The following is a 21361-nucleotide window of genomic DNA, read 5'->3' on the forward strand; positions in this document are numbered from 1 at the left end:
GGGCTTGATTACCAGCAAGGGATCGCGGCTCTATGCCTTTGGCTTCTCGACGTGGCCGCCGAAGCCCGCACGCATCGCCGAGAGCACCTTGTTGGCGAACTCGTCATTGTCGCGCGACGAGAAGCGGCCGTGGAGCGCGGCGCTCAGTACCGGCGTCGGCACACTTTCATCGATCGCAGCCATGATCGTCCAGCGGCCCTCGCCGGAATCGGAAACGCGGCCCGTATACTTCGTGAGGACGGGATCCGCATGCAGCGCGTCGGCCGTCAGATCGAGCAGCCACGACGTAATGACGCTGCCGCGGCGCCACACTTCGGCAATATCAGGCAAATTGAGATCGTAGCGATAGTATTCGGGATGCGCCAAAGGTGCGGTTTCGGCGTCGACCTCGTGCGTGACCGCACCGACATTGGCATGCTTCAGGATATTCAGCCCCTCGGCATAGGCGGCCATTAGGCCATACTCGATGCCATTGTGCACCATCTTGACGAAGTGCCCGGCGCCGTGCGGACCGCAATGAAGATAGCCCTGCTCCGCAGTGCTTTCCGGATGCGCGCTGCGACCCGCGGAAGGAGCGATGTCCCCCTGCCCTGGCGCCAGAGACGCAAAAATCGGCGACAGAGACTGGACGATCCCTTTCTCGCCACCGATCATCAGGCAATAGCCGCGTTCCAGGCCGAAGACACCGCCACTGGTACCAACATCAACATAGTGGATGCCCTTGGTGATCAGTTCGGCACCACGCCGGATATCGTCATGATAGTATGAGTTGCCGCCGTCGATGATGATGTCATCGTCGTGCAGCAGCGGCAGAAGCTGGGCAATGACCTTATCGGTGATGGCTGCCGGCAACATCAGCCAGACAGCGCGTGGCCGCGTCAGCTTCGAGACGAACTCTTCAAGAGAGGCACTGCCAAGGGCCCCCTTGCCGACGAGATCGGCAACGCTTTCCGGCTTGGCGTCGTAGACGACGCATTCATGGCCATCGCGCATCAATCGCTGGACCATGTAGTTGCCCATGCGGCCCAAACCAACCATGCCAAGCTGCATCTGAAATCTCCTGGAAATTAAATCGATATAATTCCGGAAATTAGCATTCGGATCGCTGCAAGCAAGTGAAGTGTGCGTCACATCTGCGTTGCGCCAGCAGCACAGCACGAAAGGAGGTAGATAGGAAAGTGCGATCCACGGCAACCGATGGATGTTTACGATCCTGGGCGCCTACAAACGTAGGTGGGCACCGTGTGTCCAGGCCCACGAGCCTGGTCAGGGACAGCTCCCTTTGGATCGAGTATGGCCCCAGGGATTGTGGTTCCTGTCGAGAGGCGCAGACCGCATCCCGATATATAAGGCCGATTTCCGCGGCGCGCCAGAGGGCCCGGGAGGCCACCCTTATTTAATTGAGCTCGGCGGGCGTCCTGCCGTTCAGCTTGTCGGTAATGCCGCGGATACGGCTCGTCACCTCTCCAAGCGCCGCTGCAAGACTCTCTTCAGTGCGGGCATTCGCTGCCAACACAGTGTCGCTGGTGTTGCGCAGGGTGCCCAGTTCGGATTCGAGATCCGCGACGCGGCGGTTCAGCTCCGAAATTTCGTCCATGACCATGATGCCTGCCATCACGGTAATGCGAAGGTCGCCGATTTCGCCGAATTGGCCCTTGAGATGGCCGACATAGTTGTCGAAGCGAGTCGCGAGGTCTGTCAGGTGGTCTTCCTGCCCTTCCTCGCAGGCCATGCGATAGGCCTTGCCGTCGATCGTTACAGTTACCTGCGCCATGTGCCGCGCCTTTCTATCGGTCCAGAACCGCGCGGATCGTCTCCATGGCCGTTACCAGCCGCCGCGAGACCTCGCGATTGACTTCCTCGAGCCGGTTCGCGCGGAACTCGGCCTGGTCCAGCTCCTGGGCAAGCTTCGAGCGATCGGCATGAATACGGCGAACCTCGCCTTCGATCTCGCCTTGTTCTCGTTGGTGCTCGATACGCATCTCAACTGCGTTCTCGAGCCCCGAGATTGCTTGCCGCAGCTCGTTGAGTGCTGCTTCCATGATTTTGCCTGTAGGCGTCATGTCTCTTCCGGTTCCCCGCACAAGACCCGCGAATCGGCGCCCGAGACCGATCGAGCATTTCCAAAAGGATACGCACCTCGCCAACGGTGCGTCAATAAAGCCGGCGCCGCGGCTGCCGACCTATTCTGTGGATGACGAAAATCAAACTACCGGCGGCGCCACCATTCAACTTTTGTAAAAACTGATGGTCAAATGTCTAAAATCGATTGGAGAGGCCTTTGGAGGGCCTTCCATTTGTTGACTTGGCCGTTCCAACTGCTATGTGTCACCCGCTCTCATTGATGGTCTCCACAGGCTTGAGGCCATCCCCCGACACCGGAACCCGTGGAATAGCCATGACCTCCCTTGAACAAAACGACCGGATGGCAAATGCAATCCGTTTCCTCGCCATGGATGCAGTCGAAAAGGCCAATTCCGGGCATCCCGGCATGCCGATGGGCATGGCCGACGTGGCGACGATTCTGTTTACCAAGTATCTGCGGTTTGACCCGACGAAGCCGCATTGGCCGAACCGTGACCGCTTCGTACTGTCGGCCGGCCACGGCTCGATGCTGCTCTATTCGCTGCTCTATTTGACCGGCTACCCCGACATGACGATCGAGGACCTGAAGCAGTTCCGTCAGATCGGCTCCAAGACCGCCGGCCATCCGGAATACGGCCACGCGACCGGCATCGAAACGACCACCGGCCCGCTCGGCCAGGGCATTGCAAACGCCGTTGGCATGGCGATCGCCGAGCGCAAGCTACGCGATGAATTCGGCTCTGAGCTTCAGGACCATTACACCTACGCCATCTGCGGTGACGGCTGCCTGATGGAAGGCATCAGCCATGAAGCGATCGCGCTCGCCGGCCACCTGAAGCTGAACAAGCTCGTTCTCTTCTGGGATAACAACTCGATCACCATCGACGGCGCCGTCTCGCTGTCGGACTCGACCGACCAGATTGCCCGGTTCAAGGCCGTCCACTGGAACACGATCGAGATCGACGGTCACGACCAGGCTGCCATCGCCGCCGCCATCGAAGCCGCCCACAAGTCCGACCGTCCGACCTTCATCGCCTGCAAGACGATCATCGGCTTCGGCGCCCCGAACAAACAGGGCACCCACAAGGTCCACGGCAACCCGCTCGGCGCCGAAGAAATCGCAGCCACCCGCGAGGCGCTGAACTGGGAATACGAGCCCTTCGTCGTTCCCTCCGACGTTCTCGATGCATGGCGCGCTGCCGGCAGCCGTTCTGTTGACCTCGTAAAGTCGTGGGAAGACGGGCTCGCCAAGTCCGCGCACAAGGCTGAGTTCAGCCGCCGCTTCGCCGGCGACCTGCCGGAAGGCTTCGATGCAGCTATCAGCGCCTACAAGAAGAAGCTCGTCGAAACCAAGCCGACGATCGCCACCCGCAAGGCCTCGGAAGACGCGCTTGAGGTCATCAACGGCTTCCTGCCGGAAACGCTTGGCGGCTCGGCCGACCTGACGCCGTCGAACAACACCAAGACCAGCCAGATGCATTCGATCACGCCGACGGATTTTGCCGGTCGCTACATGCACTGGGGCATCCGCGAGCACGGCATGGCTTCGGCCATGAACGGCATCGCGCTGCATGGCGGTCTCATTCCGTATGGTGGCGGTTTCCTGATCTTCTCGGACTATTGCCGCCCGCCGATCCGTCTGGCAGCTCTCATGGGCATCCGCGTGGTACACGTCCTGACGCATGACTCGATCGGCGTCGGCGAAGACGGCCCGACCCACCAGCCGGTCGAACAGATCGCCGGCCTGCGCGCGGTTCCGAACCTGCAGGTCTTCCGCCCGGCCGACGCCACCGAAACGGCTGAGTGCTGGCAGATAGCCATCAAGGCGAAGAACCATCCGTCCGCACTCGCACTCACCCGCCAGAACCTGACGACGGTGCGCACCGAGTATAGCGAGAAGAATCTTTGCGAACTGGGCGCCTACACGCTCGCCGGCAAGGCCGACGCAAAGGTGACGATCTTCGCTTCGGGCTCCGAGGTTGAGCTCGCCGTTGCCGCCCGTGCAACGCTCGAAGCCAAGGGCGTCAGCGTCCGTGTCGTCTCAGTCCCCTGCACGGAACTGTTCTTCGAGCAGCCGGTCGCTTACCGCAAGGAAGTCATCGGCAACTCGCCGGTCAAGATCGCCGTCGAAGCTGCCGTCCGCGAAGGCTGGGATGCCTTCATCGGGCCGGAAGGCACTTTCGTCGGCATGAAGGGCTTCGGCGCGTCCGGCCCGGCCAAGGAAGTCTTCAAGCATTTCGGCATCACCGCGGACGCCGTGGTCGCTGCCGCAGAAGCAAAACTCAGCGCATAACCCTTCAAATCGGTTCCGATTTGAAGAAAGGATTATGCGCAGTTTCCAAGTACTATAGCGTCCATTGCGCGTCATATGCGCGCAGCGCTATAGGGGAGCGCTCAGGCGCTCTCCATCTCAATCCGCAAGCCCCATCTCTAGGGAGTGAATGCACATGACTGTAAAGGTTGCCATCAACGGCTTCGGCCGCATCGGCCGTAACGTTCTCCGCGCTATCGTTGAGTCCGGCCGCACCGACATCGAAGTCGTTGCCATCAACGACCTCGGCCCGGTCGAGACCAACGCCCACCTGCTGCGCTACGACTCCATCCACGGCAAGTTCCCGGCCGAGGTAAGGGTTGAGGGCGACACGATCACCGTAGGCGGTGGCAAGCCGATCAAGGTGACGGCGATCAAGGACCCGGCAACGCTGCCGCACAAGGAACTCGGCGTCGACATCGCGATGGAGTGCACCGGCATCTTTACCGCTCGCGACAAGGCGGCCCTCCACCTGGCGGCCGGCGCCAAGCGCGTCATCGTCTCGGCTCCTGCCGACGGTGCCGACCTGACCGTCGTTTTCGGCGTCAACCACGACCAGCTGACCAAGGACCACCTGGTCATCTCCAACGCGTCCTGCACGACGAATTGCCTCGTGCCGGTCGTGAAGGTTCTCGATGACGCCGTCGGCATCGACCACGGCTTCATGACCACCATCCACTCCTACACCGGCGACCAGCCGACGCTCGACACGATGCACAAGGATCTTTATCGCGCCCGCGCTGCGGCCCTGTCGATGATCCCGACGTCGACGGGCGCTGCGAAGGCCGTTGGCCTCGTCCTGCCGCATCTGAAGGGCAAGCTCGACGGCACCTCGATCCGCGTTCCGACCCCGAACGTCTCGGTCGTCGACTTCAAGTTCGTCGCCAAGAAGGCAACGACCGTCGGCGAAATCAACGAAGCGATCAAGGCTGCCGCAAACGGCAAGCTCAAGGGCATCCTCGGCTACACCGACGAGCCGCTCGTTTCCCGCGACTTCAACCACGACAGCCACTCCTCGATCTTCGCAACTGATCAGACGAAGGTCATGGAAGGCAACTTCGTGCGTGTCCTGTCCTGGTACGACAACGAGTGGGGCTTCTCCAGCCGCATGTCCGACACCGCCGTTGCTTTCGCAAAGCTCATCTAAGAGCGTCGCGAGATAAATCGTCGAAAGCGGCTCGGGTAACCGGGCCGCTTTTCTTTTGGCGCCAAACTGACTAGCGTCATAGCCACAAGAAAATGCCGGATGAATGGCTGGCGGATTTACCCGTGAAAATTCTCATGACGATCATCGTTTTCCTTATGGTCGCGAGCGTGTTGAGCTTGAGCGTCGTTGGCGGGCGCAGTTCGAAGCAGATCGCCGAAGGGCAGCCGCTGATGGCGTCCACACGCGTCATGGGGCCTCGATAATCCGCTCCCCGAGAACGATAGGACTGGCGCGGCCCGGCCGATCACCGTACTGTCGACCAAAGGCAGACTGCACAGAGGCGAAAGAGAATTTGATGGACTACTTTACGATCGAGATCGGCGGACAAGCGATCGCGAGTTTTCGCTCCGAGAATGCCGATGATGCCAAGAATTTCTTCGAGGCCGAGGATTTTCGCGAGGACCTGACGGTCCTGCAATCGAAGGGCAAGCCGGTTTGGGATGGGACCACCACGCTCACGCTGCGCAAGGCGACGGCCGAAGAGGCAAGCGAAGTCGAACACGCCTACGAGTTCGACGACGATCCGGAGCGCACCATCGACGATGAATTTGTCGTCTTTCTGGTCCCGATTTCCGACATCACCGAAGACCGGGATGATGAGGGCGACGACGCCTGAGCCGTAGCGATCAGATAAGCGAGCGCACTAGAAGCGCCTGCTGAAGCCCGGCGCGGCTCTTGTGGCCATCACTGATTGCGAGGAAAAGCGCTAGAGCGCGGCTTCTGCCCTGCTATCGCCCGATTTGCTCATACACTCGATTCATAGCTCCTTCGTGAGCGCTCATCCGGGTTTGCCGTCCGGCACGCCAAAACAGCAGCATGAAGCCGCAAAACAGCACGGGTTTGACCGCAAGGCCTACCCATCCTGTTTGTTTTGCCGTTTACTCATAGCGGGCTTGAGTGACCACGAAAGGGCGATCAGGAATGGGCTGCGGGACCGGGGGCGGTCTGCATTGAATTGTGGGTAAGGGGACAGGCATGGAAGCGTTCTACATCGTCGTACTGGTATCGACGACGCTCGTGCTTCTGGCCGCATTCTCCAGCCTGCTCGCCTTCCGCTTCGGCGCTCCCCTGCTCCTGCTCTTTCTGGCGATCGGCCTGCTTGCGGGAACGGATGGCCTCGGCATCGAGTTCACCAACAATTATCTCGCCTATATCCTCGGCTCCATCGCGCTTGCTGTCATCTTGTTCGACTCCGGCTTCGGAACGCCGGTGCAAGCCTTCAAGCTTGCCGCGGTGCCCTCTTTGACGCTCGCCTCGGTCGGCGTCCTGATGACGGCGGCACTCATTGGCGTCGCAGCCATGTGGCTGCTGAATTTCACTTGGCTAGAAGGCCTGCTGCTTGGCTCCATCGTCGCCTCGACCGACGCAGCCGCCGTCTTCTTCCTGCTGCGCATCGGCGGCATCAACATTCGCGACAAGGTCCGCTCGACGCTGGAAGTGGAATCAGGAACCAACGACCCGATGGCGATCTTCCTGACCATCGCCCTCGTCGAGATTCTGGCCAGCGGCGAACGCTACCACGGCATCAACATCGGCATGCTCGCCATGTTCGTGCAGCAAATGGGCCTCGGCGTGATTCTCGGCCTGCTCGGCGGCATGATGATATCGCTAATCGTCAGCCAGCTGGAAACCGATCGTGGCCTGACCCCGATCTTCGTGCTGGCCCTGGCGCTGCTGGTCTTCTCGGCTACCGGCGCGGTCGGCGGTAGCGGCTTCCTCGCTGTCTATGTCGCCGGCATCTACGCGGGCAATCGCAAGCTGCAGGGCTATGCCTCCATCAAGCGCTTCCAGGATGGCATGACCTGGCTTGCCCAGATCATCATGTTCCTCGTCCTCGGCCTGCTGGCGACCCCATCGCAGTTTCCGGCGATCGCCATCCCCGCCGTGCTGCTCGCCCTGTTCCTGATCTTCATCGCGCGCCCGCTCGCCATCTGGCTCTCGCTGCTGCCTTTCGACTACACGCAGCAGGAGATCGGCTTTGTCGCCTGGGTCGGTCTGCGCGGTGCTGTTTCGATCCTGCTCGCCATCATGCCTATTCTCGGCGGCCTGGAGAATGGTCCGGTCTATTTCAATACCGCCTTCATCATCGTGCTCGTCTCGCTTCTGGTGCAGGGCTGGACGATCAAGCCCGTCGCCAAGAAGCTTGGGCTCATCATCCCGCCGCGCATGGGGGCCGTCGACAAGGTGGAAGTCGATCTGCCTGGCGCAGCAAACCACGAGCTTCTATCCTACCGCGTCGTCAAGGACAGCCCGGTGCTGCGCGGCGAGCGCATCCCGCGCTGGGCAACGCCATCGCTCGTCATCCGCGACGGCAAGTCAATGCGCTACCAATATGCCGGCCGGTTGCGCGAGAATGATCTCGTCTATCTCTTCGTCGTTCCTTCCTATTCGCGGCTTCTCGACAAGCTCTTTGCCAGCCGTGCGCCGGTCGAGGAGGACGATGCCGATTTCTTCGGTGCCTTCGCGCTGTCTCCGGCCCGGCCGGCCGCCGATCTCGACGCCGCCTATGGCCCCGGCCTGCTGAACGAATCCGAGAAGGGCCTGACGATCGCCGAGCTGATGAAACACCGTCTGGGCGGCAAAGCCGACTATGCCGACCGGGTGCGCCTCGGCTCCATCATCCTCATCGTCCGCGACCTCGACGACCAGGATCACATTACCTCGGTCGGCATGTCGCTCGAGGCTCTGGAGCCTGCCACCGCCTTGCCGATCTTCCTCAATCTCCACGACATCATCGACCGTATCCGCGACCGTCTCAAGGGTCGCAGGAACCGGGAAGCAGCCGCCGCTGCGACATCAGCCAGGGCCGATGAAAACCCGCAATGACCGCCTTGCGTCTGCGGTCATCCTTGCTATGGTCCCCGCATCTTTGGGCAATAACGAACGGACTTTTACATGCCTTCCTTCAAGACCCTCGACGACCTCAACGACATTGCCGGCAAGCGTATCCTCGTTCGCGTTGACCTCAATGTTCCGGTCAAAGACGGCAAAGTGACCGACACCACGCGCATCGAACGCGTTGCCCCGACGATCTTGGAACTCTCGCAGAAGGGCGCCAAGGTCATCCTGCTCGCGCATTTCGGTCGCCCCAAGGACGGCCCGTCGCCGGACCTCTCGCTGTCACTGATCGCTCCGTCGGTCGAAGAGGTGCTTGATCGCCCCGTGTCCACCGCAAGCGACGTCATCGGCGATGCAGCGGCGGCCGCGGTCGCATCGATGAAGAACGGCGACATCCTGCTTCTCGAGAACACCCGCTTCCACAAGGGCGAGGAAAAGAACGACCCGGACTTCGTGAAGGCGCTTGCGGCAAATGGGGATATCTACGTCAACGATGCGTTCTCCGCCGCCCACCGCGCGCACGCCTCGACGGAAGGTCTCGCGCATCATCTTCCTGCCCATGCCGGCCGCACGATGCAGGCCGAGCTTGAGGCGTTGGAAAGCGGTCTCGGCAACCCGGCCCGTCCTGTCGTCGCCATCGTCGGCGGCGCCAAGGTCTCGACCAAGATCGACCTCTTGATGAACCTCGTGAAGAAGGTCGATGCACTGGTAATCGGTGGCGGCATGGCGAACACCTTCATTGCCGCGCGTGGTACCAATGTCGGCAAGTCGCTCTGCGAGCATGATCTTGCAGAGACCGCAAAGCAGATCATGATCGAAGCGGCCACGGCCGGCTGCGCCATCATTCTTCCCGAAGACGGCGTCGTTGCCCGCGAATTCAAAGCAAACGCCGCCAATGAAACGGTCGCGATCGATGCAATCCCAAGTGATGCGATGGTGCTTGACGTCGGCCCAAAATCAATCGAGGCGGTCAAGGCCTGGATCGAGCGCGCTAATACGCTTGTCTGGAACGGCCCGCTCGGCGCTTTCGAAATCGAACCGTTCGACAAGGCAACAGTTGCGGCAGCGAAATATGCTGCCGAGCGCACCAAGGCCGGCAAGCTTACCTCGGTTGCCGGCGGCGGCGATACGGTCTCGGCTCTGAACCATGCCGGCGTTGCCGACGATTTCAGCTATGTGTCGACTGCAGGCGGCGCCTTCCTCGAATGGATGGAGGGCAAAGTGCTTCCCGGCGTTGCCGTCCTGGCCAAAGCCAAGTAACAGCACAAGCAGATTTAACAAATTTTACATGTAGATAGACCGCGGCGCGAAAGCGCCGCGGTCTTTTGCTCACAACGAATACAAAAGCTCAAACTTTCAAACGATTAAAAAAAATTCAAACGTTTCAAACAATTTTGCCGCCGTTTTCCCACCCATAAACTTCTGTTATCCGCGACCTATATCTACCGGTTGACGATTTTTTTTGCTGTGGAGAGAACGATATGAGCGAACGTTTGGAAGACATTGCCGTGCGTATGGTAGCTGGTGGCCGCGGGCTGCTTGCAGCAGATGAATCGACAGCCACGATCGGTAAGCGGTTCGATACGATCGGACTTGAATCGACGGAAACGAGCCGTCGCGACTACCGCGAAATGCTGTTCCGCACGGACGACGCGATGCGTCAGTATATTTCCGGCGTGATCCTTTACGAAGAGACCCTCCACCAGAAGGCAGCGGACGGCACGCCCTTCGTCGATATCATCCGCGCGGCTGACAGCATTCCCGGCATCAAGGTCGATATTGGCGCAAAGGCGATGGCGGCTTATCCGGGCGAAACCATCACCGAAGGCCTCGACGGCCTGGCGGACCGCCTGGCGAAGTACCATGAAGCAGGCGCCCGCTTCGCCAAGTGGCGCGGCGTGATCGCAATCTCCTCCACGCTTCCGACCTGGGGCTCCATGAAGGCCAACGCCCACGCGCTCGCCCGCTACGCAGCACTGTGCCAGCAGGCCAACATCGTGCCGATCGTCGAGCCGGAATGCCTGATGGACGGCAAGCCGGGCGACCATAACATTGATCGCTGCGCCGAAGTCACGGAGTGGACGCTGCGCACTGTCTTCGAAGAGCTGGCCGACGCCCGCGTCAGCCTCGAAGGCATGATCCTGAAGCCGAACATGGTCATTGATGGCAAGAACGCTCGCAAGGCATCCGTAGCCGAGGTCGCCCAGCGCACGGTCGAGGTGCTGAAGCGCACCGTTCCGTCCGCCGTCCCTGGCATTGCCTTCCTCTCCGGCGGCCAGTCCAGCGAAGAAGCGACGGCGCATCTTTCGGCAATCAACTCCGGCTACGACCTGCCGTGGGCTGTCACCTTCTCCTACGGCCGCGCGCTGCAGGATACGGCTCTGAAGGCCTGGGGCGGCAAGCCGGAAAACGTCGCCGCCGGCCAGCGCGCCTTTGCCCATCGCGCCGAGATGAACAGCCTCGCCGCCAAGGGCAGCTGGAAGAAGGACCTTGAGCAGGCCGCGTAAGCCTGTTCTCGCTGATGAAAGAGAAGAGACCGGTCGCCAAGGCGGCCGGTTTTTCCATTGTAACCGCGACAAGTTTTCTTCTTCTTCAGCTGGCGGATCGTCGGTAGAGATCGTGGCATCAGCCAGTTTGGAGCCACAATGAAAACCGTTGCCTTCACGACCGTCGATGTCTTCACCTCCACCCGCTTCGAGGGCAACCCGCTAGCTGTGATGACGGATGCACGCGGGCTGACCGATACTGACATGCAGAACATCGCCGCCGAGTTCGGCTATTCGGAGGTGACCTTCGTGCTGCCGCCGGAAGATGCGGCAAACACCGCCCGTGTCCGCATCTTCACGCCCACCATGGAGGTTCCCTTTGCGGGCCATCCGAACGTCGGAACAGCCTATGTGCTCGGCCAGCAGGGCCAGGTCTTCGGGCGACCGGTCGGCGATAGCCTGCGCTTCGAAGAGAAGGCCGGCCTCGTCGAAGTCGATTTGAAACGCAGCGGCAATGAGGTGCTGTCGGCATCCATTCGCGCACCGAAGCGGCTCGCCATCGGCAACGCGATACCTGAGCAGACAGTTGCCCGCTGCATCGCGATGGAGCCACAGGATATCCGCTTAGCAAAGCATCGACCGGTTGTCGTATCGGTAGGTCTGAGCTTCGTCGTTGCCGAACTTGCAGATCTTGCCGCCCTCGGCCGCGCCCGCCCAAACCTTGCATATTTTCAGGATGCAGCCAGACCGACGGTCGAAGGCAACCACGACTTCTCGCTGTTCGTCTACGTTCGCTCTCAAGAAGAACCATGGACGATCCGCGCACGGATGTTTGCGCCGCTCGATAACGTGCCGGAGGATCCGGCGACCGGCAGCGCCTCGGCGGCACTTGGCGCCTATCTCGTTTCGCTCGAGCCGGATGCGAACATGAACGTTTCGCTGACCATAGAGCAAGGCGTCGAGATGGGACGCCGCAGCAGCATCGGTATCGATGTCATCAAGAAGAACGGCATTGTTACAGACGTGACGATCTCGGGCAGCTGCACGCCCGCCATGCGCGGCGAAGTCTTGTATTAGACGAAAAGATCGCGCCCGATCAGCGCCACCGCCCAGATGGCGAAGGCAATCAACGCGATCTTCCAGAAATCCATGCGTCGTCGCAGCCCGGGAACACCCAGCGGCTTGATCAGCTGAATCGCCATCGCCAGGATGAGCAGCAGCGCGATCAGCTTCGTCATGTCTTTATTTTTCCATCTTTTCTGAATGTCACAGGACGGACATTTTTTCGCGTCACGACTGCATTTATTCATGCCGTAAAGGCATTTGGGGGCACAATCAATCTTCTCGAGGCTGGGCGACACTGCGTGTCGCCATATGACCTTTGACATTCAACGCATAGAGTCTGGTTATATGAAAAGAAATCTGCTGTCCGTCGCCTCGCTTCTCTTCGGGACGCTCTTTCTCTTCATGGGCAACGGGTTGCAGGGCATCCTGCTTCCTGTGCGCGGCAACCTGGAAGGCTATGCGACGACGACTCTCGGCCTGCTCGGCACATCCTGGGCCGCCGGCTTCGTCATCGGCTGCCTCGTCGCGCCGAAGCTGGTGCGCCGTGTCGGCCACGTCCGCGCCTTTTCGGGTTTCATTGCCATCATCGCAATTATCGCGCTCGTCAGCGGCATCATCATCCACCCGGTCTGGTGGGTGCTGTTGCGCGCCGTCACCGGCTTTGCGACCGCCGGCACGTCGATGATCATCGAGAGCTGGCTGAACGAGCGCGCCACCAACGAGAGCCGCGGCGCGATCTTCTCGCTCTATATCGCCATCACGCTCTTCGGCGTCGTGGCGGGCCAGATGATGATCCCGCTGGAAGATGTGCGCACGCCTGTCCTGTTCATGATCTGCGGCATCTTCTACTGCATCGCGATGCTTCCGACGACGCTCTCCACCGCCGCTTCGCCGCAGCCGCTGAAGGCCGTGAAGCTCGATCTGCCGGCCCTCTACCGCAACTCCCCCGTCTCCTGCCTTGGCATTCTCCTCGTCGGCATCGCCAACGGTGCCTATGGTACGCTTGGCGCGGTCTTCGGCGCAGGCTCCGGCCTTTCCGATACCAGCATCGCCATCATGATGAGTGCCACCATTTTCGCCGGTGCCCTGATGCAGTTGCCGGCAGGTCGCCTCTCCGATCGCATCGACCGCCGCCACGTACTTGCGGCAATGTCTGCCATTGCTGCTCTCGCTGGCCTGCTGCTGGCGATCCTGCAGCCCTCCTCGCCCTACTTCATCATCGGTCTCGTGGTGCTCTACGGCGCCGTCGCCAACACGCTCTATCCAATCGCCGTTGCACACGCCAACGACTATGCTTCCGCCGAGGACTTCGTGAAGGTATCAGGCGGACTGCTGCTCCTTTACGGCATCGGCACCATCATCGGCCCGACCATCGGCGGCCCGGTCATGTCGATGATCAACCCGCACGCCCTCTTCCTGGTGACGGCGGTCGCCCATGTACTGATCACCGCCTATGCCATCATTCGCAGCCGCATGCGTGCCGCCGTTCCGGTCGGCGACCGCGACGCCTACACGACCATTCCGACGGCCACATCGCAAACGCTGACACCCGAAAGTATGTCGCTTGCCAACCCCGGACCTAGCAAGACTCCCGAAACTGGCGATCCTGCCCTAAAATATAGCTGAGGCAGACAAGGGAGGATTACATATGAGCTTTATCGACGACGACCGGCCGCAGAAGAAGGTTGCGCACGAGATCGGTTGCGACCTCTCCACCCTATCGGTCGACGAGTTGCGAGCGCGCGTCGAGCTGCTCAAAGCCGAGATCGTGAGAATCGAAGCCGAGGCCGCCAGCAAGACATCGACAAGATCGGCGGCAGAAAGCCTCTTCCGCTCGTAATTCGCCAGCGGGCTATTACAGCAATCTAGCGCTCGAAAAGTGTTAATCCGGGACAGGTTTAAGCTGCCATTAAGCTTTATAAGGTATTACTGTACTCATCCAGATCTTCTCTGGATCTCAGACAGTTTTCCATGCGGTGAATTGGTCTGATTTTTCTCCCTGTTTTACCTTGAGAGCCGCTTTTGCGGCTCTTCTTTTTTATTGCGTTGGGGACCATTTCCATGAAACTGTGGAAGTTAACCCTTTCTTAAGAAACGCCTTGCGCAATTCCGCTAAAGCTACCATCTTAAAAGCATAAAGAACGGCCGGAGAACCCTTTTCCCTTCGGCTGATGTTACCTGACCATAAGTAGATGCGTGCAACAGGGACTGTTTAAATGTCAGAGCTTGGATTGAACACAATCAGTTTTGCAGGTCGCGCTGCCGCATCCTCGCAGTTCAAGGCACTGTATTCGGAAGGCATGTCGCTGGTTGAAGAAACCGCCGCCTATCTCGATGGCCAGGGCCGCGCCGCCTCGAAGGTTCTGCCACGCATGGCGTCCGTTCTCTATGCTGCAGAATCGATGCGCCTGACCACCCGCCTCATGCAGATGGCCTCCTGGCTGCTGCTGCAGCGAGCCGTCAACAATGGCGAGATGTCGCGCGATCAGGTTCTGGCGGAGAAGAACAAGGTTCGCCTCGACGGCTTTAACGTCGATCGCAACGCACCGGGCTGGGGCGATCTGCCGGAATCCTTCCGCGACCTGATCGAACGCTCGTTGCGCCTGCAGAACCGCGTCGCCCTGCTCGATCGCGAGATCTATCGCCCGGCCGAGGCACCGATCGTTCCCGATAACCAGAACAGCGTTCAGGCCCAACTGAGCCTGCTGCAAACGGCCTTCGGCAACAGCTGAAACGCCTGAGTCGGAATTCATGAAAACGGCTGCATCCGTGCAGCCGTTTTTTTGTTGTGCCCACAACGAGCAAGCGGATTTTACGTGCTGCTGGTGGAAAAGGAACCAATCTTGCCGACGCCGTGCTTCATGGCAGCGTTGAAACGTCCTGTAACAATTGTCGCAACGACGACCGCAAAGCCTTCAGCACCGACAAGACCCTGTGCTAGGCAACGCTCCACCACCGTCTCGAACATATGCCGCAGGATGTCGCTCTGCCGGAGCCGGCCATGACGGTTCTCGAGAAGCTGGAATGGCCCGGCACCTTGCCGTCTGGCCCAAGGCGACAGAACCAGCGATAGGTGAGGTTGACGTGGACCTCATCGCAAAGCCGCCGTTCCGAGCGGATACTCATGCAATAGCCGATGATCAGCATCCACATCATCAGCTCAGGGTCAATCGAAGGACGACCTGTGCTGCTGTAGAACGGCTTCAACTGTACTCGGACGCTGTCGAGGTCGAGATGGCGGTCAATCCCGCGCAGCAGATGGCCTGTAGGGACGTGATCATCGCGGCAGAAGTCGTAGAAGAGCCGCGCCCGAGCCGCCTGACATCCCATCATTGGCCTGATCCCCTGCATATCACTCAGAGGAGTGAATCATGCGTCTCAAGCACCGGCAATGCCAAGTTTTTCCAACGGTATCGACGCAAACCGGCCTTGGCGGATGTTCGAAATCCGCTGGGTGGCATTTGCCACATGGTTCCACAAAAAACCCCGCCGAAGCGGGGCTTTTCAAATTCCACCAAGTGGCAGCGATTAGAGGCCGAGGCCGCCGAAACGCTTGTTGAACTTGGAAACGCGGCCGCCACGGTCCATGAGCTGCTGGTTGCCACCAGTCCATGCCGGATGCGACTTGGAGTCGATTTCGAGGTTCATGACTGCGCCTTCAGAACCCCAGGTCGAGCGGGTTTCGTATTCGGTGCCGTCGGTCATGACTACCTTGATCGTGTGATAGTCGGGATGGATATCTGCCTTCATAACAATCTTCCTGCCATGCAACGTCCAATTTGGCGCATACTCGTTGCGACAAGAGGACCGATTGAATAAATGAAGCCGCAGACGCAAAGGCTACGGCTTCCCATTAGGATGGGCTGCCTATACATGAAGGCCGGCAGGATAACAAGAGCCATCAGCCGCGGACGAGCGGTGTTGTAGGCGATCGGAGACGAATTGGCATACGCAGGGCAAGCAGGAGAAAAGAAGTCGAGATCGCTGAAGCCGCTCGGCCGGCTGACGCCCTATGTCGCGCGCTACCGCGCCATGGTCGCCGGCGCCCTCGCTTCACTTGCGCTTGCCGCCGTCACCTCACTCACGCTGCCCCTCGCCGTCCGCCGCATGATCGACCATGGCTTCACACAGGCCGACGGCAGCTTCATCAACAGCTATTTTGTCATGCTGATGATCATGGCGATCGTGCTCGCGATTGCCAGCGCCCTTCGCTACTACTTCGTTATCACGCTCGGCGAACGTGTGGTCTCCGACCTTCGCCGCGATGTTTTCAGCCACGTGACACGGCTGTCCCCTGCCTTCTTCGACGTCAACCAGTCGGGCGAGATCGTCTCACGCCTTACAGCGGACACGACGCAGATCAAGTCGGCGGTAGGCGCGACCGCCTCCGTCGCCTTGCGCAACCTCATTCTCTGCCTCGGTGCGATGGGCATGATGATCGTTACCTCGCCAAAGCTGTCCAGCCTGGTGATCGGTGCGATTCCGTTGATCGTCTTTCCGCTCGTCGGCTTCGGTCGCTCGGTCCGAAAGCGCTCGCGCTCTGCCCAGGATACGCTGGCGGACGCATCTGCTTTCGCCAACGAAACGATTGCCGCCAGCCGCACCGTCCAGGCCTTTGGCGGCGAGGACGCCGCCGCCTCGCGTTATGGGACGGCCGTCGAAACCGCCTATGACGCTGCCCGCGCCGCAATTCGCTCGCGCGCCCTGCTGACGGGCATCGCCATCACCCTTATCTTCGGCAGCGTCGTCGCCGTTCTCTGGGTTGGAGCCCACAACGTCCTGGCCGGCACGCTCTCACCGGGCACGCTCGGCCAGTTCCTTCTCTACGCCGTCATCGCCGCCGGCTCTCTCGGCGCTCTCTCCGAAGTTTGGGGCGAACTTTCACAAGCCGCTGGTGCGGCCGAGAGGCTGACGGAACTGCTCGATGAAGTCTCCCCGATTGCAGCGCCCACCGCGCCGGTTGCTCTGCCCGCTCCGGCGCAAGGTCGCGTCCTGTTCACCGACGTACACTTTGCCTATCCCTCGCGTCCCGAACGATCCGCTCTGCATGGCCTGAGCTTCAATGTCTCCCCCGGCGAGACCGTGGCGATCGTTGGCCCCTCCGGGGCCGGCAAGAGCACGGTCTTCTCGCTGCTGCTCCGCTTCTACGATCCGCAGCAGGGCGCGGTGATGATCGACGGCGTCGATGCACACAGCACCAATCCCGACGAGCTGCGCAAGCGCCTCGCGATCGTGCCGCAGGATGTCACGATTTTTGCGGCCTCCATTCACGACAACATCGCCTTCGGCCGCCCCGAGGCGACCCGCGAAGAGGTCCGTGCCGCCGCAATCGCTGCCCAGGCCGACGAATTCATTGCTCGCCTGGACAAGGGATACGACACACAGGTCGGCGAGCGCGGCATCACCCTGTCGGGCGGCCAGCGCCAGCGTATCGCCATCGCCCGTGCCATCCTGAAGAACGCACCGGTGCTGCTCCTCGACGAGGCGACGTCAGCGCTGGACGCCGAAAGTGAAACCCTTGTGCAAAAGGCCCTCGATGGGCTCATGACCGGCCGCACGACCCTCGTCATCGCCCATCGCCTCGCGACCGTGCTGAAGGCCGACCGGATCCTCGTGATGGATCAGGGTCGCGTCGTCGAAGAGGGAACACATCAAACCCTTATTCGAGACGGCGGCATATATGCCAAGCTCGCCAAGCTGCAGTTTGAGACAGGCGCCGGAGACTTTCTCGCCGCCGTAAAGTGAGCGTCCGATTACACGTTCCTCCTCCGCCGCCAGCCTCCGCCCGTTGCATCGACGTGTAATCTTTGCGTGCATATTGCATTATACACGCGAAGATTACACTCGGTTTATGGACGGATTTTATCGTCGCCGCGCTGTGAGGGAGGCTCTGGTGAACTCGATAAACTTTGCCGATACGCTGATCGCGCTCGGCCCCTGGGCCGTCCTCATAACGATGCTGCTGCTATCGCGCGCTTCGGGAGGCCTGCGATTGGTCGCTTGCCGACGCGTTGTCCGAGAAAGTCGAGTTGACGAAGGCCGACGCGGCCGGAACCCGCATTGACGCCGCAGGCACCCCCTTGCAACAGGACCACTCCCCTCGCACCATACTTGATCAACACGTTCTCGTCGGTCTTCTCGATCTTCAAGCCTTAGGGAGTTCGACTTCGGGCGCATTCCGCCCGGCGAGCGGCCTCGCTTGTGTTGGTTGTAACGCGCAAAAATATCCCGATGGAATAGTTGCGTCTTTTGTTCTAGGCTGCACCTGTAGATAGGACAACATCCTGATTCCGGGAGAAAAATCGATGTATAAATTCGAAGTTTACAAGGACAAGGCTGGCGAGTTCCGTTTCCGTTTCAAGGCGCCGAATGGTGAATCCATGTTCGCCTCAGAAGGCTATAAGGCCAAGGCGTCGGCGCTGAGCGCCATCGAATCCATCAAAAAGAATTCTCCCGGCGCAGAAGTCGTTGACACGACGAAGGCTGAGGCCTGATCCAAATCACGCGGCGCCAAAAGCGCCGCCTTTACACTGCCCGACCGGCAACCCTGCCGGAGAAGATGCAGCCGCCGAGGAATGTTCCCTCGAGCGCGTTATAACCGTGCACGCCGCCACCGCCAAAGCCGGCCACCTCGCCCGCCGCATAGAGCCCCGGCACCGGATCCCCACTATGGCCAATCACACGTGCGGAAAGGTCCGTCTCCAGACCACCTAAAGACTTGCGTGTCAGGATATGCAACCGCACCGCAATCAATGGCCCGGCCCGTGGGTCAAGCAGCAGATGCGGCTTTGCCGTACGCATCAGCCGGTCCCCAAGGTAGCGTCGAGCACCGCGAATGGCGATAACCTGCGCGTCCTTCGAAAAGGCGTTGGCGATCTCCCTGTCGCGCGCCTCGATCTGCGTCCTGAGACGGCTTGCATCCACGCGGCCTTCGCCCGTCAACCCGTTCATGCCGTCGACAAGCGCTTCCAGCGTCTCGCGAACGATGAAATCCTCTCCCTTATCCATGAAGGCCTGAACGGGACCTGGCGGCTCCTTGCCCAATCGCTTGAGAAGCAGGTGAAGATCCTTGCCCGTGATATCCGGATTCTGCTCGGAGCCGGAAAGGGCAAACTCCTTCTTGATGATTGCCTTGGTCAGGATGAACCAGCTGTAGTCATGCCCCGTGGCGCAGATTGCCTTCAGCGTTGCCAGCGTATCGAAACCGGGCATCGCAGGCGCGGCAAAGCGATTACCATCGGCATCGCACCAGAAGGAGGACGGACCGGGCAGGATACGTATGCCGTGATTGCGCCAGATCGGATCCCAGTTCTTCAACCCCTCCGTATAATGCCACATCCGATCCGAATTGATCTCTCGCCCGCCCGCGCGCTCGGTAATCTCGATCATGCGTCCGTCGACATGGGCAGGCACACCCGCGACCATATCAGCCGGGGGCCGTCCGAGCCGATCGATCGGCCATCTCCTACGCACCGCCTCGTGATTGCCACCGATGCCTCCGGACGTGACGATCGTCGCGTCGGCCCTTATCTCGAAAAGTGCCGAAAAAATGCGGTTCGTCTCCCGCCCTCGAACGGAAGCGTCCGGCTGGAGGACCGTGCCACGAGCGCCGCAGACGATGCCGCCTTGCACGAGAAGGTCATCCACCTGATGCCGGAACAGAAGCGTGACAAGTCCCTTCGCCTCCGCCTCGCGCACACGGCGAATGAATGGCGCAAGCACAGCCGGCCCGGTTCCCCACGTCACATGGAAGCGTGGCACGGAATTTCCGTGGCCGTGCGCCAGGCCGCCTCCCCGCTCGGCCCAGCCGACTACGGGGAACCAGCGCATTCCCTGCTGATAAAGCCATGAGCGCTTTTCACCCGCGGCAAATTCGAGATAGGCCTGCGCCCAGCGACGCGGCCAATAGTCTTCCGGCCGGTCGAACGACGCAGACCCCATCCAGTCCTGCCGTGCAAGGCTAAGGGTGTCACGGATGCCCAGCAGCCGCTGTTCCGGGCTGTCGACGAAGAACAGTCCGCCCAGCGACCAGAATGCCTGCCCACCGAGGCTTTGTTCGCCCTCCTGCTCGACGATGCAGACTTTCCGCCCGCGATCCGCCGCCTCCGCCGCCGCCACAAGCCCGGCAAGACCCGCGCCGATGACCAGCACATCGCATTCGATCAAAGCATTCTCCCCCAAATCTCCGCGAGCCTACGCGGAGCCCCGCTCAGCGACCACGCCACTTTTTCCTCGATGACATTCTTTGCAACCGGGCAACCGGACGCGGAGAGACGCCGATCTTTTCGGATACTGGCTAGACTGACGGCATTGACGATGCGCCAGGCCGAACGCCTACTTCTCAGTCAGCTTGAGTTCGATTCGACGGTTCGTGGCGCGCGCCTCCGGGGTGTCGCCCGGCGCGATCGGCTGGAACTCGCCGAAGCCGGCGGCGACGAGACGGTCGGCGGGTACACCGCGCGAGATCAGGAACTTGACGACCGAAATCGCGCGCGCTGAAGACAGCTGCCAATTGTCGCCATACCTGCCGGTGCCGGTGAGCGGCACGTTATCCGTATGGCCGTCCACACGCAGGACCCAGTTGATCTCCGGCGGAATTTCCTTGGCAACGTCGAGAAGGGCCGTCGCAAGCTTTGCCATCTCGCCCTGCCCATCTGGATTGAGATCCGCGCTGCCAGAGGGGAACAGCACTTCCGACTGGAAGACGAAGCGGTCGCCGACAATCCTGATGTTCTCGCGATCGGACAGGATTTCGCGCAGGCGCCCGAAGAAATCGGACCGGTAGCGGTTGAGCTCCTGGACGCGCTGCGCCAGCGCAACGTTCAGACGACGGCCCAGATCGGCGATCTTTGTCTGCGAGGTCTGATCCTTCTGCTCGGAGGCCTGCAGAGCGGCTTCCACGGCAGCAATCTGGCTGCGCAATGCGGCGATCTGCTGGTTCAATAGCTCGACCTGGCTCATCGCCCGGTCACTCATCTGCTTCTGTTCGTCCAGTTCCTTCGTGAGGCTACCGATCCGCGCCTGCGCCGCACTCTGCCCCCCAGAGCCGGCATCAAGAAGCGCTTTCAGCCGCGATCGCTCACTCTCAGCCGACGCCAAGGAGGCCTGCAGATTGGCAACGCTGTCCTCGAGGTCCTGCTTGCTTCCCTTCTCCAGGGCCAGAAGCTGCGTCAGCTCGTTGATCTGGCTGTTCAGACGGTTGAGCACCTCATCCCGGCCCGTAATTTCCCGGCTCAGGATGTACTGACCGACGACGAAGACGGTCAGGACGAACATGATGGAGATCAGCAGCGTCGACAGCGCATCGACAAATCCTGGCCAGTAGTCCACCGCGCGTTGGGGGCGACGATTGCGGGCGAGAGCCATGGC

20 protein-coding genes, 1 other RNA gene and 1 pseudogene are annotated in these 21361 nt (G+C 60.7%); 12 read left to right on the forward strand and 10 right to left on the reverse strand.

Going from position 1 to position 21361, the window contains the following annotated elements; translation table 11 throughout:
• Positions 1-30: 30 nt before the first annotated feature.
• The 4 genes from gnd to K9B32_RS15065 form a co-directional block, all read right to left on the reverse strand.
• Positions 31-1050 (reverse strand): phosphogluconate dehydrogenase (NAD(+)-dependent, decarboxylating), encoded by a 1020-nt coding sequence (gnd, locus tag K9B32_RS15050; RefSeq protein WP_224563411.1) that lies wholly within the window; start codon positions 1048-1050, stop codon positions 31-33.
• 128 nt (positions 1051-1178) lie between these two features.
• A non-coding RNA gene (gene ssrS / locus K9B32_RS15055) (6S RNA) lies at positions 1179-1337 on the reverse strand.
• A gap of 59 nt (positions 1338-1396) precedes the next feature.
• Positions 1397-1774 carry a cell division protein ZapA gene (locus K9B32_RS15060; protein WP_224563412.1) on the reverse strand — a complete coding sequence of 126 codons (378 nt, stop codon included), beginning with the start codon at positions 1772-1774 and terminating at the stop codon, positions 1397-1399.
• Between the two features lie 13 nt (positions 1775-1787).
• Positions 1788-2063, reverse strand: coding sequence for a DUF4164 domain-containing protein (locus tag K9B32_RS15065; protein WP_024315384.1), 276 nt, complete (start codon positions 2061-2063; stop codon positions 1788-1790).
• 335 nt (positions 2064-2398) lie between these two features.
• On the opposite strand from K9B32_RS15065, the gene tkt reads away from it, so the two are divergent.
• The gene (gene tkt / locus K9B32_RS15070) at positions 2399-4378 is read left to right on the forward strand and encodes a transketolase (RefSeq protein ID WP_224563415.1); all 1980 of its coding nucleotides are present in this window, start codon (positions 2399-2401) and stop codon (positions 4376-4378) included.
• A 154-nt stretch (positions 4379-4532) separates the two neighbouring features.
• Positions 4533-5543 carry a type I glyceraldehyde-3-phosphate dehydrogenase gene (gap, locus tag K9B32_RS15075; protein ID WP_224563418.1) on the forward strand — a complete coding sequence of 337 codons (1011 nt, stop codon included), beginning with the start codon at positions 4533-4535 and terminating at the stop codon, positions 5541-5543.
• Positions 5544-5619: 76 nt separating this feature from the next.
• Here gap and K9B32_RS15080 read toward each other — a convergent pair whose 3' ends face one another.
• Positions 5620-5793, reverse strand: coding sequence for a hypothetical protein (locus K9B32_RS15080; RefSeq protein WP_224563421.1), 174 nt, complete (start codon positions 5791-5793; stop codon positions 5620-5622).
• A 105-nt stretch (positions 5794-5898) separates the two neighbouring features.
• On the opposite strand from K9B32_RS15080, the gene K9B32_RS15085 reads away from it, so the two are divergent.
• From K9B32_RS15085 to K9B32_RS15105, 5 genes are all read left to right on the forward strand, one after another.
• Entirely contained in the window at positions 5899-6219 is a 321-nt protein-coding gene (locus tag K9B32_RS15085; protein WP_224563424.1) for a hypothetical protein, read from the forward strand.
• Between the two features lie 359 nt (positions 6220-6578).
• The gene (locus K9B32_RS15090; RefSeq protein ID WP_132589220.1) at positions 6579-8429 is read left to right on the forward strand and encodes a potassium/proton antiporter; all 1851 of its coding nucleotides are present in this window, start codon (positions 6579-6581) and stop codon (positions 8427-8429) included.
• A 69-nt stretch (positions 8430-8498) separates the two neighbouring features.
• On the forward strand, positions 8499-9701 hold the full coding sequence (locus K9B32_RS15095) for a phosphoglycerate kinase (protein ID WP_224563426.1): 1203 nt from the start codon (positions 8499-8501) through the stop codon (positions 9699-9701).
• Between the two features lie 221 nt (positions 9702-9922).
• Positions 9923-10948 carry a class I fructose-bisphosphate aldolase gene (locus K9B32_RS15100; RefSeq protein ID WP_224563427.1) on the forward strand — a complete coding sequence of 342 codons (1026 nt, stop codon included), beginning with the start codon at positions 9923-9925 and terminating at the stop codon, positions 10946-10948.
• Positions 10949-11086: 138 nt separating this feature from the next.
• The gene (locus K9B32_RS15105) at positions 11087-12004 is read left to right on the forward strand and encodes a PhzF family phenazine biosynthesis protein (protein ID WP_224563428.1); all 918 of its coding nucleotides are present in this window, start codon (positions 11087-11089) and stop codon (positions 12002-12004) included.
• Here the strand turns inward: K9B32_RS15105 and K9B32_RS15110 are convergent.
• Positions 12001-12165, reverse strand: a complete 165-nt coding sequence (locus K9B32_RS15110; protein ID WP_007802544.1) for a hypothetical protein — start codon at positions 12163-12165, stop codon at positions 12001-12003. The two genes, K9B32_RS15105 and K9B32_RS15110, sit on opposite strands and share 4 nt — an antisense overlap.
• 172 nt (positions 12166-12337) lie before the next feature.
• On the opposite strand from K9B32_RS15110, the gene K9B32_RS15115 reads away from it, so the two are divergent.
• From K9B32_RS15115 to K9B32_RS15125, 3 genes are all read left to right on the forward strand, one after another.
• Complete coding sequence (locus K9B32_RS15115; protein WP_224563429.1) at positions 12338-13618, forward strand: MFS transporter; 1281 nt, start codon at positions 12338-12340, stop codon at positions 13616-13618.
• Between the two features lie 22 nt (positions 13619-13640).
• Positions 13641-13832: a DUF1192 domain-containing protein gene (locus K9B32_RS15120; protein ID WP_224563430.1), complete on the forward strand. Its 192-nt coding sequence runs from the start codon at positions 13641-13643 to the stop codon at positions 13830-13832.
• 376 nt (positions 13833-14208) lie between these two features.
• Entirely contained in the window at positions 14209-14724 is a 516-nt protein-coding gene (locus tag K9B32_RS15125) for a DUF1465 family protein (protein ID WP_224563431.1), read from the forward strand.
• Positions 14725-14879: 155 nt separating this feature from the next.
• On the opposite strand, the pseudogene K9B32_RS15130 reads toward K9B32_RS15125, so the two are convergent.
• Together K9B32_RS15130 and rpmE are read right to left on the reverse strand one after the other, a co-directional pair.
• Positions 14880-15325: pseudogene (locus K9B32_RS15130) on the reverse strand (transposase); the annotation flags it as partial.
• A 195-nt stretch (positions 15326-15520) separates the two neighbouring features.
• A complete protein-coding gene (gene rpmE / locus K9B32_RS15135; RefSeq protein ID WP_007527409.1) occupies positions 15521-15742 on the reverse strand; it encodes a 50S ribosomal protein L31 in 222 nt (73 codons plus the stop codon).
• Positions 15743-15934: 192 nt separating this feature from the next.
• On the opposite strand from rpmE, the gene K9B32_RS15140 reads away from it, so the two are divergent.
• Both K9B32_RS15140 and K9B32_RS15145 read left to right on the forward strand, forming a co-directional pair.
• A complete protein-coding gene (locus K9B32_RS15140) occupies positions 15935-17737 on the forward strand; it encodes an ABC transporter transmembrane domain-containing protein (protein WP_224563432.1) in 1803 nt (600 codons plus the stop codon).
• A 560-nt stretch (positions 17738-18297) separates the two neighbouring features.
• Positions 18298-18486, forward strand: coding sequence for a YegP family protein (locus tag K9B32_RS15145; RefSeq protein WP_224563434.1), 189 nt, complete (start codon positions 18298-18300; stop codon positions 18484-18486).
• 31 nt (positions 18487-18517) lie between these two features.
• Here the strand turns inward: K9B32_RS15145 and K9B32_RS15150 are convergent, their stop codons facing one another.
• A complete protein-coding gene (locus K9B32_RS15150) occupies positions 18518-20158 on the reverse strand; it encodes an FAD-binding dehydrogenase (protein ID WP_224563435.1) in 1641 nt (546 codons plus the stop codon).
• A gap of 168 nt (positions 20159-20326) precedes the next feature.
• On the reverse strand, positions 20327-21358 hold the full coding sequence (locus tag K9B32_RS15155; RefSeq protein WP_007802524.1) for a peptidoglycan -binding protein: 1032 nt from the start codon (positions 21356-21358) through the stop codon (positions 20327-20329).
• Positions 21359-21361: the final 3 nt, after the last annotated feature.

Origin of the sequence: Rhizobium sp. 3T7, from assembly GCF_020166565.1 — a bacterium.
Taxonomy (GTDB): domain Bacteria; phylum Pseudomonadota; class Alphaproteobacteria; order Rhizobiales; family Rhizobiaceae; genus Rhizobium.

Bases quoted from the DNA above. Each gene is read 5' to 3' on its own strand.
- K9B32_RS15080 (WP_224563421.1), bottom strand. From the start codon at position 5,793: ATGACGCGTGTGGACGCCATCAGCGGCTGCCCTTCGGCGATCTGCTTC.
- K9B32_RS15125 (WP_224563431.1), top strand. From the start codon at position 14,209: ATGTCAGAGCTTGGATTGAACACAATCAGTTTTGCAGGTCGCGCTGCC.
- K9B32_RS15155 (WP_007802524.1), bottom strand. From the start codon at position 21,358: ATGGCTCTCGCCCGCAATCGTCGCCCCCAACGCGCGGTGGACTACTGG.
- K9B32_RS15105 (WP_224563428.1), top strand. From the start codon at position 11,087: ATGAAAACCGTTGCCTTCACGACCGTCGATGTCTTCACCTCCACCCGC.
- rpmE (WP_007527409.1), bottom strand. From the start codon at position 15,742: ATGAAGGCAGATATCCATCCCGACTATCACACGATCAAGGTAGTCATG.
- gap (WP_224563418.1), top strand. From the start codon at position 4,533: ATGACTGTAAAGGTTGCCATCAACGGCTTCGGCCGCATCGGCCGTAAC.
- K9B32_RS15065 (WP_024315384.1), bottom strand. From the start codon at position 2,063: ATGACGCCTACAGGCAAAATCATGGAAGCAGCACTCAACGAGCTGCGG.
- K9B32_RS15060 (WP_224563412.1), bottom strand. From the start codon at position 1,774: ATGGCGCAGGTAACTGTAACGATCGACGGCAAGGCCTATCGCATGGCC.
- K9B32_RS15090 (WP_132589220.1), top strand. From the start codon at position 6,579: ATGGAAGCGTTCTACATCGTCGTACTGGTATCGACGACGCTCGTGCTT.
- K9B32_RS15120 (WP_224563430.1), top strand. From the start codon at position 13,641: ATGAGCTTTATCGACGACGACCGGCCGCAGAAGAAGGTTGCGCACGAG.
- K9B32_RS15100 (WP_224563427.1), top strand. From the start codon at position 9,923: ATGAGCGAACGTTTGGAAGACATTGCCGTGCGTATGGTAGCTGGTGGC.
- K9B32_RS15145 (WP_224563434.1), top strand. From the start codon at position 18,298: ATGTATAAATTCGAAGTTTACAAGGACAAGGCTGGCGAGTTCCGTTTC.
- K9B32_RS15110 (WP_007802544.1), bottom strand. From the start codon at position 12,165: ATGACGAAGCTGATCGCGCTGCTGCTCATCCTGGCGATGGCGATTCAG.
- K9B32_RS15095 (WP_224563426.1), top strand. From the start codon at position 8,499: ATGCCTTCCTTCAAGACCCTCGACGACCTCAACGACATTGCCGGCAAG.
- K9B32_RS15115 (WP_224563429.1), top strand. From the start codon at position 12,338: ATGAAAAGAAATCTGCTGTCCGTCGCCTCGCTTCTCTTCGGGACGCTC.
- K9B32_RS15085 (WP_224563424.1), top strand. From the start codon at position 5,899: ATGGACTACTTTACGATCGAGATCGGCGGACAAGCGATCGCGAGTTTT.
- tkt (WP_224563415.1), top strand. From the start codon at position 2,399: ATGACCTCCCTTGAACAAAACGACCGGATGGCAAATGCAATCCGTTTC.
- gnd (WP_224563411.1), bottom strand. From the start codon at position 1,050: ATGCAGCTTGGCATGGTTGGTTTGGGCCGCATGGGCAACTACATGGTC.